This window comes from Acinetobacter sp. (assembly GCF_049284435.1).
GTDB lineage: Bacteria > Pseudomonadota > Gammaproteobacteria > Pseudomonadales > Moraxellaceae > Acinetobacter.
In genome coordinates, this window is record NZ_JBAPXX010000130.1 from 1 (window position 1) to 17,196 (window position 17,196).

Consider the following 17,196-nt stretch of genomic DNA (forward strand, 5'->3'; position numbering starts at 1 on the left):
AAGAAGCATGAAGTTGGTTTCAAGCTTTGGTTGGAAAAATTGGGTTATATCAAAAATGAACTTGCAGATGGCAGTTCAACATTTTCAGGCAAAGGCACACGTAAAACGTTGAGTTATGTGCTTTTAAGGAAGGATTTAACAGGCAATGCAGCATGCCAGGTGCTATTTCATGAATATGAAGAACATCTGGATAACCCTAATTATTTAGATGTGAAGGTGGCGTGATGGATAGCACTAACCAAATAATTGAGCCCACCCCATATGACGATGCGCAATGGCTCTGGTGCGCTGATTGGTGCAAGAAAAAAGGGTTAAGCCCATACGACGCAAAAAATTGGGCAGATGCAAAATTTGAATACTTGAAGGCTCAAGGAGAAAACAGTGACTGATATTCAAAAACAATGTGAGCCTTGTGAAGATAGCAATATCGATCAGCAAGTAAACCTGATGGATCAATTCATTGCTGATGGTGGTTTTGAACAAGCTTTTAAAGATGTGTTTGGGTTGCCGGAATCAGTAAAACAAAGTTTAAAGGAGGTGTCATGAGTGAATCTGAACGTGATTTACTCGAAGCTATCTTTGATGAGATGCAGGAGCTCAAACGAGCAATGGCAAATCAAGATGAACGTCGAGTAAGTATCAAGGAATTTGCCAAGCGCATGAACATGAGCGAACCAACTTTTTATGACCGGATCAAAAAAGGAGAAATTGCACAGCCAAGTAAAGATGGTCCACGAAGTTACTACCTCAACAGCTACGTGAACGAAATTGTCACAAGGCATTCAAAAACTGGTAAAGTAGCCGCTTGATTGAGCGGCTTTTTAATGCCTGCAAAATCAGTCACTTTATTCAAAGTGAGTAACATAGTGAGTAACTATTAGAAACAAAGATACTCATATTTATAATTTTCAAGAGGTTACATGCGATATGCTTCTCATGGTCGACAACTATGACTCCTTTACTTATAACATCGTCCAATATTTTGGCGAACTGAATCAAGAAGTAAAAGTAGTCCGTAATGATGCCGTGACATTGGAAGATATAGAGCGATGGCAACCCAAGTATTTAGTGATTGGTCCTGGACCGTGCTCGCCAAGTGAAGCAGGGATTTCTATTCCTGCAATTCAGCATTTTGCTGGAAAAATTCCTTTACTGGGCGTTTGTCTTGGTCACCAGAGTATTGGTCAGGCATTTGGCGGTGATATCGTGCGTGCCAAACGTGTCATGCATGGCCGTCTGTCTGATATGTACCATAGTGATACCGGGATTTTCAGCAATCTTCCTTCTCCATTTCCTGCAACGCGCTATCATTCACTGGTGATTGATCAATCCACCTTGCCCGAATGTCTGGAAGTCACCTGCTGGACCAATGAAGCGGATGGCTCTATGGAAGAAATAATGGGTGTAAAACATAAGACATTGCCGGTCGAAGGCGTGCAGTTCCATCCTGAATCGATTCTGAGCCAGCATGGTCATCAAATCTTTAAAAACTTTCTCGAAATTTATGCCTAAGAACACCTTATGAATATTCAACAAGCTTTAAGTAATATTACTAAAAACATTCACCTGACTCAGGATCAAATGCAAGACGTGATGCGTGCCATCATGTCAGGTGAAGCGACCGATGCCCAGATTGGTGCCCTGTTGATGGGCTTACGCCTTAAAGGCGAAAGCATTGACGAAATTACCGCAGCTGCACGGGTTATGCGTGAACTTGCCACCAAAATTGATGTCAGTGACATTCCTTATCTGGTCGATATCGTCGGCACAGGCGGTGACGGTCAAAACCTGTTTAACGTCTCTACTGCCTCTGCATTCGTGATCGCAGCAGCAGGCGCAACCATTGCCAAACATGGTAACCGCGGCGTTTCGACCAAATCAGGGTCGTCAGATTTGTTGGAACAGGCCGGGATTAATCTGGATCTGAATATGCAGCAGACTGAGCGATGTATCCGTGATGTCGGTGTCGGTTTCCTGTTTGCACCGAATCATCATCAAGCCATGAAATATGCAATCGGTCCACGTAAAGAATTAGGGATTCGCAGTATTTTCAACCTGCTCGGTCCTTTGACCAATCCGGCTGGCGTACAACGTCTGGTCATTGGCGTATTTTCCAATGAACTCTGCCGTCCAATTGCCGAAGTCATGAAACAGCTCGGTGCTGAACATGTGATGGTGGTGCATTCACGTGATGGTCTGGACGAAATTAGCATCGCCTCTTCAACTCATGTCGCTGAACTAAAAAATGGCGAAGTCACCGAATGGGACATTATTCCTGAATCGGTCGATATTGAATCGCAAACTCTGACCGGACTGATTGTAGAAGACTCTGCGCAAAGTCTGGCTTTGATCAAAGACGCGCTGGGCAAGAAGAAATCAGACATCGGCGATAAAGCAGCCAACATGATCGCGCTGAATGCCGGCGCGGGTATTTATGTCTCTGGTTTAACCAGCAGCTATAAGCAAGGTGTTGCGCTGGCACATGACATTATTTACGGTGGTCAGGCACTTGAGAAAATGAGTGTGCTGTCTGAATTTACCAAAACCATTAAACATTACGAAGCTTAATTCGGGCAGGAATTTTGATCATGGTAGATATCGCAAATACAATTTTAGGCAAGATTGTTGACCGTAAGAAAGAAGAATTTGCCCTACGTTTAAAGCAGAAAAGCTATAAAGATCTGGAGGAGCTGGCTCAGGGTGCATCACCTGTGCGTGGTTTTTCCCGGTCTTTAGTGTCGAAACGTCCTGGTGTCATTGCTGAAATTAAAAAAGCTTCGCCATCTAAGGGCATTATTCGTGAGAATTTTAACCCTGCAGAAATTGCGGCACAGTATCAGGATGCAGGCGCAGCCTGTTTATCTGTGCTGACCGATGTAGACTTTTTCCAAGGTCACGATGACAATATTCAGATTGCCCGTTCACATTGTGACCTGCCTGCACTGCGCAAAGACTTTCTGATCGATCCTTATGGGGTTATAGAAGCACGTTCCCTGCATGCGGACTGCATCTTGCTGATTGTGGCTTGCCTGTCTGACCAGCAGCTAGAAGAAATGTCCAAAACCGCATTTGAACATCATCTGGATGTACTGGTTGAAGTTCACGATGAAGAAGAACTATCCCGTGCTTTAAAGCTTTCTGATCGTTGTCTGCTGGGTGTGAACAACCGTAATTTAAAAACCTTTGATGTCGATTTAAACACATCATTACGTTTGAAAAAATTACTGGATCCCTCACGCCTGCTGGTGACTGAAAGTGGTATTGCAACTCCTGCCGATGTCGCCATGATGCAGGAAAATGATATTCACGCCTTCCTGGTCGGTGAAAGCTTCATGAAACAGCCACGTCCGGATCATGCTTTCCGTGATCTTTTTGGTGAGCCTGAAGCGGTTTAAAGTTGTAAATGCTTATTCAAGCACTTAAAAAGCGCAATCTCAGGATTGGGCTTTTTTATTTTCAATATTGAAAAGTAAATCATAGAATCTCGAGCGTATTTAAAATCCTCAGTAATGTCATGAACGCAATTCAGTTCTCCTTTGTCTATTTTCAGACTATAATTCTTGTAAATTCCGCATCTCCCTTGTTTTTACATTATGAGTAAACACGATTCTTCATTATCTAAAGATCAGTACAACCTGCTGAAATCTTTTAAGAAGCAAATTACACAGCCGCAAACGCCTGCGGTCGTTGCGGCACCTGTTGAAAAGACTGTCGAGCAAGAAGCTTTAGAAGAACTGGAATTATTCCGCAAGCAAATGCAGGGCGTGCAAAAAATTGAATCGGGAAATACGGTTCAACTGGACAAGCCACGCAAGAAAAAGCCGGATGCACAAATTCTGGCAAAGCGTGCAGCGGCTACTGGCCCGATGGAAACAGAGGCAATGGCTTTATCAGATACTCAGGCCATGCTCAATCCTGTCGGGAGTCAGGCCAACTTGAGCTATCGCATTGCCACCTTACAGCATAAAGTGTTTGAAGACTTGAAAGCCGGTAACTTGCGCTGGTTTGAAGCTGTGGATCTGCATGGCTGTACTGTGGAAGAAGCGCGTCAAGCCGTGCTGCAGATTATCCAGATCGCCAAAGATGAAAATCAAAACGTGATTAAGATCGTACATGGCAAAGGCCCGGAAGCGATTTTAAAAACCTATGTCAACGGCTGGCTGCGTCAGCATCGTGACGTTCTGGCCTTTGTCAGTGCCCCTGAAAAACAGGGCGGTACTGGTGCGGTACTGGTTCTGCTGAAACGTGCGGAAAAGAATCCAAAGTTCAAACAGTAAACGGTTTTAGCTTCAAAACAAGGCATTGTAAAAGTTTTCTGCTACAATGCCGTCCTTGTTCATTCTCAGTTTAAGTGAATACGTCATATGACTATGCAGCAATCCTACGCAAACATTCTTACTGCCGTTGGCGAAGATCTAAATCGCCCTGGTCTCAAAGATACGCCAGTGCGCGCTGCGAAAGCATTTTCATATTTAACATCGGGTTATAGCCAGACACTTGAGGAAGTAACCAACAAGGCGGTCTTCCCTTCTGATAACCGTGAAATGGTACTGGTCAAAAACATCGAATTTTATTCGCTCTGTGAACATCACTTATTGCCATTTTATGGCCGCGTGCATATCGCCTATTTACCGGAAGATCATGTTTTAGGTTTATCCAAATTTGCCCGTATTACGGAAATGTTTGCGCGCCGTTTGCAAATCCAGGAAAATCTGACCCAGCAAATTGCAGAAGCAGTAGCTGAAGTCACCAAAGCACGCGGTGTTGCAGTAATGATTGATTCTGCACATATGTGTATGATGATGCGTGGTGTAGGCAAGCAGGAATCAACTACTCGTACGGTATCGTTTATTGGGGATTTTAAAACCGATAAAGAAACACGTCGTGAATTTTTAAGTGCAGTTCCAGAAAGCTATTAATTATTTAAGCTTAAAAATAAGTTAATCAAAGCCTCGATCATTCGGGGTTTTTGCTTTTGGAGGAAGAGGACATCAATACTTAACTCCAAAGCTCACTTGCTATAAATGACATCTGTTAACAGGGTTTAAAGACCTGTCCCAAAACTTGCCATGTTTTAGTCTGGAACTCGAACAATTCCTGCTTGTATTTGCAACAAGCCTACACTTAGATACACGATAAAGTTTTAATCCTGTCGCTCTCCCCTTAAAGTAATTTGAAGTTGATATACAGCAAAGCGCTTTATATCTTTCTGATTGATTTTTAATGATAAGGAAAGTAACCATGGCGAATAGCAAAAATAACCAGGCGAAAGACAGCAAAAAATCAGCAAAAACTGCTAAAAAGACTCAAGATGAAAAACTGAAAAAGTCAAATAAAAGCAGTGACAAAGACAGTGATCGCAAAATCACTAAAAAAGCGGCGAGCATTAAATCTAAAGCGGCATCTTCTAAAAAAGACAATGCCAGCAAAGATGAAAAAGTGAAGGCGAAGAAAAATTCGAGCTCAAAAGCCAGTGATAAAGCGAAAGACCAAAAGATCTCTTCCGCGAAAAAACCAGCTAAAGCGAAAAGCAGCAACAAGAGTAAAGACGACACTAAAGTGAAAAAGTCTTCTTCAAAAAAATCAGCGCCTGCTAAAAAGCAGTCGAGTAGCTCCTCTAAGAGCAAGTCGACCAAGGCTAAAACCTCGAAGACCAGTTCGAAAAAATCGAAGTAAAATGAAAGCCCCTAGTTCTAAATAACAGGGGCTTTTCTGTATCCTGCCTTTCATTTTTATAATTTGTATGAGCTGAAATATTGAGTAATTTTAAATTTCAGAAAAGGCCGAATATGAAGCCATCTACCAAAATAGCGCCACCAAAACGTCCGTCACGTGTAGTTTCGAATAGTTTTGATTATTCTCTGGACTTTGAAAAAATTAATTTTCGTAAACGACCAGAGCTCTACCGGATTGGCCGTGGTGAACAAGGTGTATTACTGGTTGAGCCTTATAAATCGGAAATCCTGCCACACTGGCGCTTTGCAGATGAAGAAAAAGCACAAGCCAGTAGCGAGAAAATCTATCAGCTTTTCTTGGAGTATTTAAAACAAGAAGATTTTATTGGTGCGGACATGGCACGCAAGTTTTTACAGATGGGTTTTACCCGTGCCCGGCGTTATGCCAACCATAAAGGCGGCAAAAAGTACGACGGTCCGGTTCCGGAAGACAAAAAAGGCTTAAGCGGTGCACATGGCCGTTCTGAGCTGCCACGCAATCAGGAAGATCCGGTTAAAGCCGTTGCTGCCAAAATTTTTAAACAGAAATGGGAGGAAGCTAAAAATCACCCCGAATATCTTCAGCAAAAACAGAAATTTCAAGAATTTATAGAGCAGCAGTCTGCAACTAGATAAAAACCTTTCATTTAAACCGAGAGTGGCTGTACGGCCGGGTTTATGGACTGATGAGCCATATAGACTCTGTTACGCCCATTGTTCTTCGCCATATACAAGGCAGAATCTGCCGCATTCAGGAAGCGCTGATAATCCGGATGTCCATCATAGAGCGCACAACCAATACTGACCGTAAATTTAAACTGCTGGCCTTGTGCCGAATTAATCATGCCATTTTCAATATATTTACGAATACTTTCGGCGATATTGAGGGCACGTTTTTCATCAGTATCCACCAGTAATAGCAAAAACTCTTCACCGCCGACCCGGAAAGCATAATCACTGCCCTGACTATATTTTTGCAATGCTTCGGCCAGAAATTTCAAGGCCAGATCACCTGCTGCATGTCCGAATTTATCATTGATACTTTTGAAATAATCGGCATCAATGGCAAGTAAAGACAAAGGCGTATGATTCTTACGGGAAAAAGTGATTTCACGTGAAATAATCGTATTCAAATAACGACGATTTAATAATTGGGTCAATGAATCATTACCTGATTCAATATATTCGGCCACCTGAAATAACTGATCTACCAACAACTGAATTTCACGGTTCAAGTCACGGATCTGCTGGATTAGTCCCAGCATATTGTTTTTGTCCGTACAGTCCATAATATCTTGATTAAGTTCATCGACTTGATAAATTCGTTCAATGATTAAATCGACCTGGTCAGAACCGGTAAAAGCATAAGAGGCTTTATGGATAAACCATAAACCAAACTCAGACTTGGACAATATCGGATGATTCAATTTCTCATGCTCAGAAAAGACCTTGAACATGAGTTCATTTTCCCAGTCCAGCAATGAGCTACGCTGTTTATCTTTTTGTACAGCCACATCCTGCATCGCTGAAAAAACACGATAACTGTGTTTAATTTCCTGATTCATGGCTGTTTTGGCTTCATAAGATCGGCACATGACTTCTGTGGCAAATCCCATGATCTGGACAATATAACTGCAGGTGGTCAACATACTGTGGTGAGGATTCTCATCCAGCAGTTCAAACATTTTACGCTCAATTTCACGTACACCACGCATGATCAGCCAGGATGGAATTCCGACACGCGCATGCACATGCCCCACCATCGCCTGTTTCTGCACGGCATCAGCATAGCGTTTATTAATCCCCACACTAAAGCTTTCAAGTAGCCAGGCATTTAAAGTGTCGCGCAAGCGCTGTTGAATCAAGTCATCGGAAAAGAATTCTGCAGATTCCTTTTCAATGAGCATGTTTTTATAGAATTCTTCCACCAGAATCAGGGAATGATCTTGAATAAACTGAAAGGCATGCAATAAGTCATCAGATGAATAATTTTGACAGATCTGTTCCCATTGCTCGGCCAGTCTTGCCATGCATTCATTATTCATACTGTCTGTTCCCCAAAACCTTGCAATTTGCACTCACATTATGTGACAAATATAACAAAAATCAGGTATTTCTCCTAAAATATCGAGCAGATTATTTGTATCGAACCAAGCCAATCTTTTTATACCAGGGAAAACCGAACAGTAGCCTCATGGATACACAGCACTTTATAAATAATTTTGATCAGTTTTAACTAAATCTTAAAAATACCGGATCAAACCAAGACTCCATTGATCCCAGTCTTTGGAGTGCTGTTGCTGATATTCCCAAGACAGCCGAAGTGCATGTTGTGGATTAAATGCATATTGGAGTTCAGTATTCAGTTTCAGCTGCCAGCGATGCGAATCTTCCCAATAAGGCAGTTCCACCTGCACCAGACTGTTGATCTGATCGCTCCAGATATTCTGGCACCCCACAGTAGGGCCTGCACCTACGCGCCAGCCTTGATCGAGTGACTTACCTGCCTGTAGCTGAGTTTGCATTTGTGCATAACATAGATGTTCACGGCTGGCATTTGCCCAGCTATAACCGACCTGAGTTTTTAAGCTGGCGACGCCATGCTGTTCATCTTCACTAAACTGGCCATGCGCATCCAGTGCCTCCTGTTTCCAACCCAGATTAAAACCCCAAGATAAGGGCGTATTAAACGGATTGACCGGGTTATAGGAATTGACGGTAAATAGATCCAGATGTTCCAGCTTGAGTTCACTGTCACGATATTGCAAAGCCCCATCCAAAAACAGCAATTGTGTGCCGGTTCGAAAACCGCCTTGCGGATCAATGAGATCATGATAAGCCTGCCGATGCCCAAGCTGGACAAAGGATTCACCCTGAACCTGCCCGGCCTGAAGACTGATATTGCGTGCATGATGGCTTTGTACCGGATCTATTTTTGGACGTTCCGGTGCTTTACGCTGTTTCTCGATATTCAGCTGACTTCTTAAACCCAATAGCTTACGGAAACGTGGCTGGGAAAATGATTCATCGACTTTCTGCCGAAGGAAATCCAGATATAAATGATCATAGGCCATTTCCAGAATTTTGGCCTGATCTTCTGCCGGATAAGTTTGCAAAATTGAAGGCATTACACCTGTTTCTGTATAAGCCAGCTGATGCGCAGTTTTTGCCAGCGCTTTGCCATGCTGTCTGAATTGAGCCAGCAATTGAGTTTCAAGCGCCGGACGATAAATTTTCTGTTTAATCAAGCCTTGCTGTTCTACTACTTTCAGTGTTTCAATCGGAATCGCAGTCGAATTAAACTGGTTTTGTAGATTCAGCTCGGGACGTACCAGATCAAACAGCCCGAGTAAACGATATGCACAATTGTCACTGATAAAATAATAAGGGAAACTTACATTTTGCATTTCCCAGAGATGCTGTACCAGAAACCTGGTTTCCTGCGGGCTTAAGTTTAATTCATATTCCCATAAATCCCGGCTTTCAAAGTCACCATATTCTTTGACCTTGCGGTAATACGGCATCAGTGAATATTCACCCGGATATTGTCCAGTCAGCCCTTTCCAGGCAAAAGACCAGTTGTCATTACCATCGACCGTTGCGGCATAGTTGACTGCATAGGAAATCAGATTAAGTTGTTGCTGGTCTTTAGGGTCCAGCCGCAATAAGGTATGTCCGAACATCGAGCTGGGGTTACCCATAAAATCCGTGGCATAAATCAGGGTTGCCTGATAGGGCTTGACCTCGCCAATCCATTTATCCAAATCCGGACAGCTGACCGCAGGCAATTGTTGCTCGGAAATATTCAATTGCTGTATTAACCAGCTGCTGCGTGCCGGAAACTTGCAGCGAACAGACTGATTCGGCTCTGCGCTCAAAAATAAAGCCTGAATGTTATGCTGCATTTCTTTTTTTAAATCAGTTTTTCCCTGCTCTGCCAGGAAATAGCCCGAATAGTTAACCTCGCTATGACCTTTGGGATTAGCATACATCAGACTTTGCCAGGTGGTGCTCTGATCCAGACGCTGGGTTTCGGCCTGAGCTATATAATGCTGGATGTCTGGATTAATCTCGCTAGAAAAACTTAAAGGGCTAAATGTCAGGCCCAACATAAAGAACACATATTTCATTCAGTTAACTTATTCTCATCAATTTCTTTTAGTCATAAGAAAACCCTGCCAGAACAGCAGGGTTTTTGAGATACGGATCAGATGTAGGATTTCAATACTTCATCTTTGGCCATCACAGTTTGTAAAGTGCTTAAAACTTGTAATGTATTCTGGTTTTGCTCGGAATAGATTTCAGAAAAATTCTGCTTGGAAACACTAAAGAAACGAGCTTTATCTTCAGATTTAATATTCAAAAGTTCAGCCAGAACATTCAGGCTTTCACCTTCACCGACTGCCATATCACGCGCCAGTGCTTCAGCGTTTTCATTGGTAAAGGTCACCACTTGAGCGGTTACGGTACCGCCCTGGCTACAACCCAAAGTACCAAAAGTGATCCCGAGCCACTGATTCGTGAACAGAACGTTGGTCGTACCTGCAAAGAGTTTAGGAATAATACCAGACTGACCCGCCCACACCTGACTTCCGATACCACAACCGACATCTCGGTCAGCCATCGCCATGCTTGAACCAGTCGCCAATACTGCCGCCAGCATAATTTTTTTCAACATAGTTATTCTCCAATTATTCTCATGCAATCTTTGTTATTACTCTAATGATGTAATTTAAATTACATACTCAGCAGAGTAGCGACAAGTCAAGTTTGGCGCAATTGAAAAAATGTATGCTTTACATAAACATAACCTGATTGATTTTACTGTTCTTTGAGCATCCAATCGCCTTGTGAATTACGCTGTCCCAAGATTTTCAGCACCAACACCAGACTCAGCAATAACAACAAATACCAGGAACCCAGTTTACCCCATCCCACCATATGCCATTGCTCTATCTGGCTTGGATAGAGCCAGATCTGGTAAAAGGTACTGATATTCTCTGCAATCCAGATAATAAATGCCAGAATCAGCAGTACGGGTAACATCGGCAACTGAAAAGCATGCTGATTCAGCTGAAAGCGGATTTTGGTTTTCCAGAACATCAGCACGCTCCAGACAAATAGAATCAGACGATAATCGGGAATAAAAAACTTGCTCATAAAGTTAATATAAGACAAGACAGCCAATGCCAGCATATGGCTGAAACGCGGCAATTTTTCGAATGAAACCTGATATAGACGTAAAGAACGGGCAAAAAAGCTGCCGACCGCAGAATACATAAAACCGGCAAATAAAGGCACGGTCAGGATTTTAAATACTGCGGGTTGTGGGTAATGCCAGGAAGCAATTGCCGGATGGGTCAGGAAGATTTCCATCACCATGGCCATGAGATGAAACAGGGCAATGACTTTGGCTTCAGCCCAGGATTCCAGTTTGGTATAAAGCAGCACCATCTGAATCAGCAAAGCAAAAAACAGCAGATAGTCATACCGGTAAAAACCGAAAAAGAGATCGCTTCCCATAGAAGCAGTCAGTGCAAAAGCGAGCAGGAGTAAAATCCCAAATAAGGCAGCCGAAGCTGCCTTATAAGTAAATTCAAACCCTGATTTGAATAGATCGATCAAGGTTTACATCCTAAAGATATTTAGCACTGTACTCATGTACGGTATCAATAAATGCTTTTGGATTCGCCGGATCAACCCACTGGGTAATACCATGACCTAAATTGGCAACATAACCGGTTTTCTCGCCATTGGCATAGGCATCATCCAGCATGGCTTTGGTCGCTTTAATGATGGTGTCTGATGAGCCATATAAGGTTGCAGGATCCAGGTTACCCTGAAGTGCTGCACGGCCGGCAACGGTTTGACGAGCGACATTCAATGGTGTGGTCCAGTCCAGACCAAACGCATCTGCGCCAGTAGCAATCATCGGTTCCAACCATTGACCGCCACCTTTGGTAAACAGAATCACCGGAATCTTGCGACCGTCTTTCTCACGTTGCAAACCAGTGACAATCTTCTGCATATAGTTCAGCGAGAACTCGATATATTCACGATGTGCTAATGCCCCACCCCAACTATCAAAGATCTGTACCGCTTGTGCACCCGCATCAATCTGCGCATTCAAATATTCAGTCACTGCATCAGCCAGACGATCCAGTAAAGCATGCAAAACTTCAGGTTGTGCATACATCATCTGTTTGGTAAAACGGAAATCTTTGCTTGAACCGCCTTCGACCATATACGTCGCCAAAGTCCATGGACTACCCGAAAAACCAATCAGAGGAACCTGACCGCCCAAGGCTGAACGAATGGTCGAAACGGCATTCATCACATAATCCAGATCCGACTTGGCATTAAATGCAGGCAGATTGGCTACATCCTGTTCGGTACGGATGGTCTTGTGAAATTTTGGGCCTTCACCGGCTTCAAAATACAGCCCCAGTCCCAAAGCATCCGGAACCGTCAAGATATCTGAGAATAAAATCGCGGCATCAAGATCATAACGGCGCAAAGGCTGCAAAGTCACTTCACAGGCCAGTTCAGTATTCTTGCAAAGCGAAAGGAAATCTCCTGCCTTGGCACGCGTTTCGCGGTACTCAGGCAAATAACGGCCAGCCTGACGCATCATCCATACTGGCGTAGCATCTACAGGCTCACGCAACAATGCGCGCAGAAAACGATCATTTTTTAAGGTCGTCATTCACATTCCCATCTTTCTTTGACATTGCCAACATCATAGCAAAAAGGCCGCAGTTTTAATAACTTCTGGCAACTTTAAAAACCGATCGGATTGAACGGCGACCTAGTGATTTACACAAAACAACTACTGCATCTCCACATTTTTTCTGTAATACTTATAGTGTTTTTTCACATAGTTAAAGAAATAATTCTTGAGGTTGAGTTACATGTTCGTTCGCACAATGCTCGCTGTGAGTCTAGGTTGCATTTTCGCAGGTCAAGTTTTTGCCGCGTCTACTGCTGAACAACCATTAAAACCCCAAGTGGTGACTGATGTTGCAGTGCAAGATCCGATTGATCCACTAGCAACTGAAGCTTCAGCGGCCCAAGCAGCACCTGCAGAAGCGCAAATTACCGCACAAGAACAACAAGACTTAAAACAGGCATCTGAAGCGCTGAATCAGCTACAGGATACCGAAGATCAAACTGCTTCTATTGGCGCAGCACCAAATACCAAAGCACCGACTAACTCTGCGGCAACCAAAGCTTCGTGGACTTTAGACGGCTTAAACAATGCCCAATGGTATGAAAATATCGGTGCAGGTCAATTCCCAGTTTACGCACGTGCGCATGTCATGCTGAATAATGCCCATGCTTCACCGGGTGCGATTGACGGGACCAGCGGTAAAAACACACTGAAAGCGATTGCATCTTTCCAGCAAATGAATGGCATCAAGCCAAACGGTGTTTTGACTCAGGAAACCTGGGATAAACTGGTGGCACGTCAGGGTTCTAAGCCAACCTTTATTGAATACACCATTACTGAAAAAGATCTGGCAGGCCCATTTGCCAAATCTATTCCTTCAGATTATGCGTTACAGGCAAAAATGAAAGGCCTGTACTACACACGTGTCAGTGAAATGTTGAGTGAAAAATTCCATATGGATGAGAATTTTTTAAAGAAACTCAACCCAAATGCTAACTTTAATAAAGTTGGTGAAAAATTACTGGTCAGTAATGTACGTAATGACTTGCCTGAAGGTATTCACTTGATTGTTGCACATAAAGGTGCAAAACAACTGTACTTATTTAACAGTAAGAATCAAATGATCGGGTCATTCCCTGCCACCATTGGTAGTGCGGATACACCATCTCCGACCGGAACCTATAAAGTAACAGGTGTTGCACCAAACCCATGGTATAGCTACTCACCAAGCAACTTTGTTCAGGGCAATAACAAGAAACCGTTGTCTTTACCACCGGGTCCTAACGGCCCTGTCGGGAATGTCTGGATTGGTTTAAGCAAGAAATCATTTGGTATTCACGGGACACCAAACCCGTCTGCAATTTCTAAAACTGCATCGCATGGCTGTATCCGTCTAACCAACTGGGATGCCAATGACTTAGGCCGTAAAGTGAAATCTGGTGTAACTGTCCGTTTCCTAGAATAATGACCGCTCTACCGGTTTAAATAGAATAGCCTGCTTTTGAGCGGGCTTTTTTATTCCTGAGTTTTTGCTTTGAGCTGTGTCGTTGCAAAAATGCAATGATCTGTCGCCTATTTGAGATTTTTTCAGCTTTAAAACGACAGTATGATGATCTCAGGTTCAAAATAATATCGAGATTAAATCATGAAAGCTTTTCTACATCCGAGTGAAAATCGTGGTCATGTAAAAATGGGCTGGCTGGAGTCTAAACACAGCTTCTCATTTGGTAACTGGTATAACCCACAGTATATGGGTGTCAGCGCCTTACGCGTGATTAATGATGATCTGATTGATGGACATCAGGGTTTTGGAACACATCCACATGACAATATGGAAATCCTGACCTGTGTGCTGAAAGGAACCATTACCCATCAGGACAGCATGGGCAATCATGGTGGAATCGCTGCGGGTGAATGGCAACTGATGAGTGCAGGAACCGGTGTGAGACACAGTGAAATGAACCAGGGCGACGAACAGGTCCATTTACTGCAAATCTGGATTATTCCAAATGAACGTGATGCCAAGCCGAACTATCAGCAAATCCGTCTTGATCCGCATGAGCAACCGAACCAGTGGCATTTGATTTGTGGTCCGAATGACAATGCACCGATGCATATTCGTCAGAATGCCGAAGTCAAAACTGCGGTGATTCAGCCAGGCCACAGCCTGGAAGTCAAAGCAACCCAGCATATTAATTATGTACATGTCATTTCTGGTGCTATCCAGATCGCTGAACATACGGTTGAAGCTGGCGGCGCAATTGCTTTTCTGGATGACAAAGAAATTAAAGCAAGCGAAGATGCGCAAGTGATCTGGTTTGATTTGCCGAAAGTACCAAACTAAGCTTTTAAAGCTCTCAGCTCTAATGGCTATTGATCCAAGTGATTAATAGCCATTTTTTATACATATAATAATGAATAAGAAATAATAGTTCGCAGAATCATTATAAGGTTTCTTAACTAATAAAATTATGCCTACTACCTATACAAATCCAACCAATTCTCATCACATTTTTACCTAACGAATGCATTATTTAGGTGAATATAAACTGATCCATTTCCATTGAATCCAGTGCTGTATAGCTTTGATCATTCACGACTGGTTTTGATGTTGTCTTTCGCAGGCATAAAGGAAATTGAACTTTTTATGTAGGTAAAATAAATAGAAGAGCATATTCATATGAACCAAATTTTAGAGATTCAAAACAGCCAACAACAAGCTTTACTTTATTTATTAGCCTTTTTAAAAGAACAAGATTATCAATTTACAACCATTACCCCGCTTTCACATCAGCGAATTCTGAATCGAAAAAAGAATGAAATTTATAAGCACAGAACCCTTCAGGATATCTTTGGCTGGAATCTAGGTTTCAAGAAAACTGATCTTGATCCCGTCCTGTTTGAATTATTGCAAGAACATCAGCTTCTACAGGTTCAGGAAGATCAATATTTGAGTCAGGTTCGGGTTTCTTCACTCGATGGCGAACTCTTTATTCATTCAGCTTTTCCAACCACTCAGCAAGATGCGGTATTTTTTGGTCCGGATACTTATCGCTTTGTCTATCATCTCAAGCAATATTTAACCGCTCAGCCTCGCCCTTTCAAACGGGCGGCTGAAATATGCTGTGGTACATCTACTGCCGCGATCAGCATTGTCAGACATTTTCCAGATGTTAATGAAATCATGGTTGCAGACCTGAATTCCAAAGCCTTGCTCTATAGCCAGATTAATATCAGTTTTGCCGGCTTAAACCATATTCATCCGGTTCAAAGTAATTTACTTTCCAATCTTGATGGAAAATTTGATCTGATTTTTGCTAATCCGCCGTATTTAATTGATCCGGATCAACGTCAATATCGTCATGGTGGTAATAAACTGGATGGCTGTGATTTATCATTCAGGATTATAAAAGAAGGTCTACAGCGACTGAATTCTGGTGGACGTTTATTCCTATATACTGGAGTGACCGTGACTGAACATGGCAATCTATTTTTGCAGCATCTTAAAGATTTAATGAAACAGCATCAAAATATAATCTGGTCCTATGAAGAAATTGACCCGGATATTTTTGGTGAAGAGTTAGAACAGACGGCTTACCAACATGTGGAAAGAATTGCGTTGGCATTAATCAAGATTTAATTAAAAAATTGATGAGGAGTTATTAAAATAATACTTAATGTTATTTTTAATTGTTTTCTATTTAAAATAAATAGGAATAGATTCTACTAGAAAAAATAAAGCGACTACTATTCAATTAGTAGCAGCTTTTCCACCTATTTTGTCTTATGATGAGTGGGAAGCTATTGCTGTACCACACCAACAACAATTAGTTGACGATACTAGGAATTAGTTTTTCTTCAATAAAAACACGCATCATCAAACTCTTGTACCCATTTTTCGAGCTTCCCTATTTCTTCAAAACATCCCTCATAATCAATATCATCAAAGACACTTTTTTGAGGCCTACCTAATCGAAAAAATGAATCCCCTATTTGAATATTTGGTAAATCAAGAATATCTAAATATTTATTAGTGTGACTAGAATACTTATCAATCACATCACTCGGCTCTTTAATTAGAGTAGCTGCATTCTTTTTAACAGACTCAGCAATCAAGGAAAAATATTTAATCTCTGAATTTTTCAAAATTTCTGTTTTATCGACAATAAGTCTATTAGCATCTTCAAAAATCTTCACCACACTAAGCCCAAGACTATCAAAGATATTATTAATTTCTTCTAGAATTAGGTCTTTATTTGTATACGTATCCCGACTCATTAATTTTAAAAGGACATAGAATAAGATTGGTCTTTCCTTATATTGAATTCCAAATTTTAAAGCAGTATGAAACTCAATATATTGACGTAATTGTTGATCATCAAACCCTGCAGATGGCTTAAATATTCTATCAACTATATTTTTACTATGTATGATTTCAAAATGTGAATCCGTAAAATTCAAACAAATATCTAATAGAATTCTAGTTACAGAAAAGAGTTCTTGCAATTCAGTTATACCAAAATGATTTGCTACTAAATGAAAACAAGTTGAATATTCTGTCAAATTAATATCATAGATATAATCTATTGATTTTTTTTCAAAGTCCTTTATAAGGAAGTCTTTATTAGCAGGTTTATCTTTAAGTTTATGTGTTATCAATACAATTGAGTTTAAATGTTCATCAAGCGTTGCAGAGCACTCTAATAAGCTAACCATTGAAAAAGGGTGTCGGCACAATAATTGGTTATTTGCATCGTAGTATCTCGCAAATAAAATTGGTCTATCAGATATTTTCCCACTTGAATCATATAC

19 protein-coding genes are annotated in these 17,196 nt (G+C 41.8%); 13 read left to right on the forward strand and 6 right to left on the reverse strand.

Features of this window, described 5'->3' with window-relative positions:
• From WAK81_RS11285 to WAK81_RS11330, 10 genes are all read left to right on the forward strand, one after another.
• Window positions 1–225 (forward strand): hypothetical protein (locus tag WAK81_RS11285; RefSeq protein ID WP_422196886.1); only part of this gene is annotated, 225 nt, incomplete at its 5' end.
• A gap of 156 nt (window positions 226–381) precedes the next feature.
• Entirely contained in the window at window positions 382–546 is a 165-nt protein-coding gene (locus tag WAK81_RS11290) for a hypothetical protein (RefSeq protein ID WP_422196887.1), read from the forward strand.
• Complete coding sequence (locus tag WAK81_RS11295) at window positions 543–809, forward strand: helix-turn-helix transcriptional regulator (RefSeq protein WP_422196888.1); 267 nt, start codon at window positions 543–545, stop codon at window positions 807–809. Before WAK81_RS11290 ends, WAK81_RS11295 begins: the two co-directional genes overlap by 4 nt.
• Window positions 810–927: 118 nt before the next feature.
• Window positions 928–1,512: an anthranilate synthase component II gene (locus tag WAK81_RS11300; protein WP_422196889.1), complete on the forward strand. Its 585-nt coding sequence runs from the start codon at window positions 928–930 to the stop codon at window positions 1,510–1,512.
• A 9-nt stretch (window positions 1,513–1,521) separates the two neighbouring features.
• Window positions 1,522–2,568 carry an anthranilate phosphoribosyltransferase gene (gene trpD / locus WAK81_RS11305; RefSeq protein ID WP_253175246.1) on the forward strand — a complete coding sequence of 349 codons (1,047 nt, stop codon included), beginning with the start codon at window positions 1,522–1,524 and terminating at the stop codon, window positions 2,566–2,568.
• Between the two features lie 20 nt (window positions 2,569–2,588).
• The gene (trpC, locus tag WAK81_RS11310) at window positions 2,589–3,395 is read left to right on the forward strand and encodes an indole-3-glycerol phosphate synthase TrpC (RefSeq protein WP_422196890.1); all 807 of its coding nucleotides are present in this window, start codon (window positions 2,589–2,591) and stop codon (window positions 3,393–3,395) included.
• Between the two features lie 198 nt (window positions 3,396–3,593).
• Window positions 3,594–4,277, forward strand: coding sequence for a Smr/MutS family protein (locus tag WAK81_RS11315; protein WP_004646397.1), 684 nt, complete (start codon window positions 3,594–3,596; stop codon window positions 4,275–4,277).
• Window positions 4,278–4,370: 93 nt separating this feature from the next.
• Window positions 4,371–4,919, forward strand: coding sequence for a GTP cyclohydrolase I FolE (gene folE, locus WAK81_RS11320; protein ID WP_422196902.1), 549 nt, complete (start codon window positions 4,371–4,373; stop codon window positions 4,917–4,919).
• A 322-nt stretch (window positions 4,920–5,241) separates the two neighbouring features.
• On the forward strand, window positions 5,242–5,676 hold the full coding sequence (locus WAK81_RS11325; RefSeq protein ID WP_422196891.1) for a hypothetical protein: 435 nt from the start codon (window positions 5,242–5,244) through the stop codon (window positions 5,674–5,676).
• A gap of 113 nt (window positions 5,677–5,789) precedes the next feature.
• Window positions 5,790–6,350 carry a DUF4385 domain-containing protein gene (locus WAK81_RS11330; protein ID WP_422196892.1) on the forward strand — a complete coding sequence of 187 codons (561 nt, stop codon included), beginning with the start codon at window positions 5,790–5,792 and terminating at the stop codon, window positions 6,348–6,350.
• Between the two features lie 11 nt (window positions 6,351–6,361).
• Here WAK81_RS11330 and WAK81_RS11335 read toward each other — a convergent pair whose 3' ends face one another.
• From WAK81_RS11335 to hemE, 5 genes are all read right to left on the reverse strand, one after another.
• A complete protein-coding gene (locus WAK81_RS11335; RefSeq protein ID WP_422196893.1) occupies window positions 6,362–7,759 on the reverse strand; it encodes a diguanylate cyclase in 1,398 nt (465 codons plus the stop codon).
• 198 nt (window positions 7,760–7,957) lie between these two features.
• Complete coding sequence (locus WAK81_RS11340; protein WP_422196894.1) at window positions 7,958–9,844, reverse strand: DUF4105 domain-containing protein; 1,887 nt, start codon at window positions 9,842–9,844, stop codon at window positions 7,958–7,960.
• A 77-nt stretch (window positions 9,845–9,921) separates the two neighbouring features.
• Window positions 9,922–10,392 carry a DUF3015 family protein gene (locus WAK81_RS11345; RefSeq protein WP_422196895.1) on the reverse strand — a complete coding sequence of 157 codons (471 nt, stop codon included), beginning with the start codon at window positions 10,390–10,392 and terminating at the stop codon, window positions 9,922–9,924.
• Window positions 10,393–10,535: 143 nt separating this feature from the next.
• Window positions 10,536–11,339: a DUF817 family protein gene (locus WAK81_RS11350; protein WP_422196896.1), complete on the reverse strand. Its 804-nt coding sequence runs from the start codon at window positions 11,337–11,339 to the stop codon at window positions 10,536–10,538.
• Window positions 11,340–11,349: 10 nt separating this feature from the next.
• Window positions 11,350–12,420 (reverse strand): uroporphyrinogen decarboxylase, encoded by a 1,071-nt coding sequence (gene hemE, locus WAK81_RS11355; protein ID WP_422196897.1) that lies wholly within the window; start codon window positions 12,418–12,420, stop codon window positions 11,350–11,352.
• Window positions 12,421–12,625: 205 nt separating this feature from the next.
• Between hemE and WAK81_RS11360 the strand changes: the two genes are divergently transcribed.
• From WAK81_RS11360 to WAK81_RS11370, 3 genes are all read left to right on the forward strand, one after another.
• The gene (locus WAK81_RS11360) at window positions 12,626–13,849 is read left to right on the forward strand and encodes a L,D-transpeptidase family protein (RefSeq protein ID WP_422196898.1); all 1,224 of its coding nucleotides are present in this window, start codon (window positions 12,626–12,628) and stop codon (window positions 13,847–13,849) included.
• A gap of 180 nt (window positions 13,850–14,029) precedes the next feature.
• Window positions 14,030–14,728, forward strand: a complete 699-nt coding sequence (locus WAK81_RS11365) for a pirin family protein (RefSeq protein WP_422196899.1) — start codon at window positions 14,030–14,032, stop codon at window positions 14,726–14,728.
• Window positions 14,729–15,064: 336 nt separating this feature from the next.
• Window positions 15,065–16,024 (forward strand): methyltransferase, encoded by a 960-nt coding sequence (locus tag WAK81_RS11370; RefSeq protein WP_422196900.1) that lies wholly within the window; start codon window positions 15,065–15,067, stop codon window positions 16,022–16,024.
• Window positions 16,025–16,242: 218 nt separating this feature from the next.
• Here the strand turns inward: WAK81_RS11370 and WAK81_RS11375 are convergent.
• A partial coding sequence (locus tag WAK81_RS11375) for a hypothetical protein (RefSeq protein WP_422196901.1) occupies window positions 16,243–17,196 on the reverse strand: 954 nt, incomplete at its 5' end.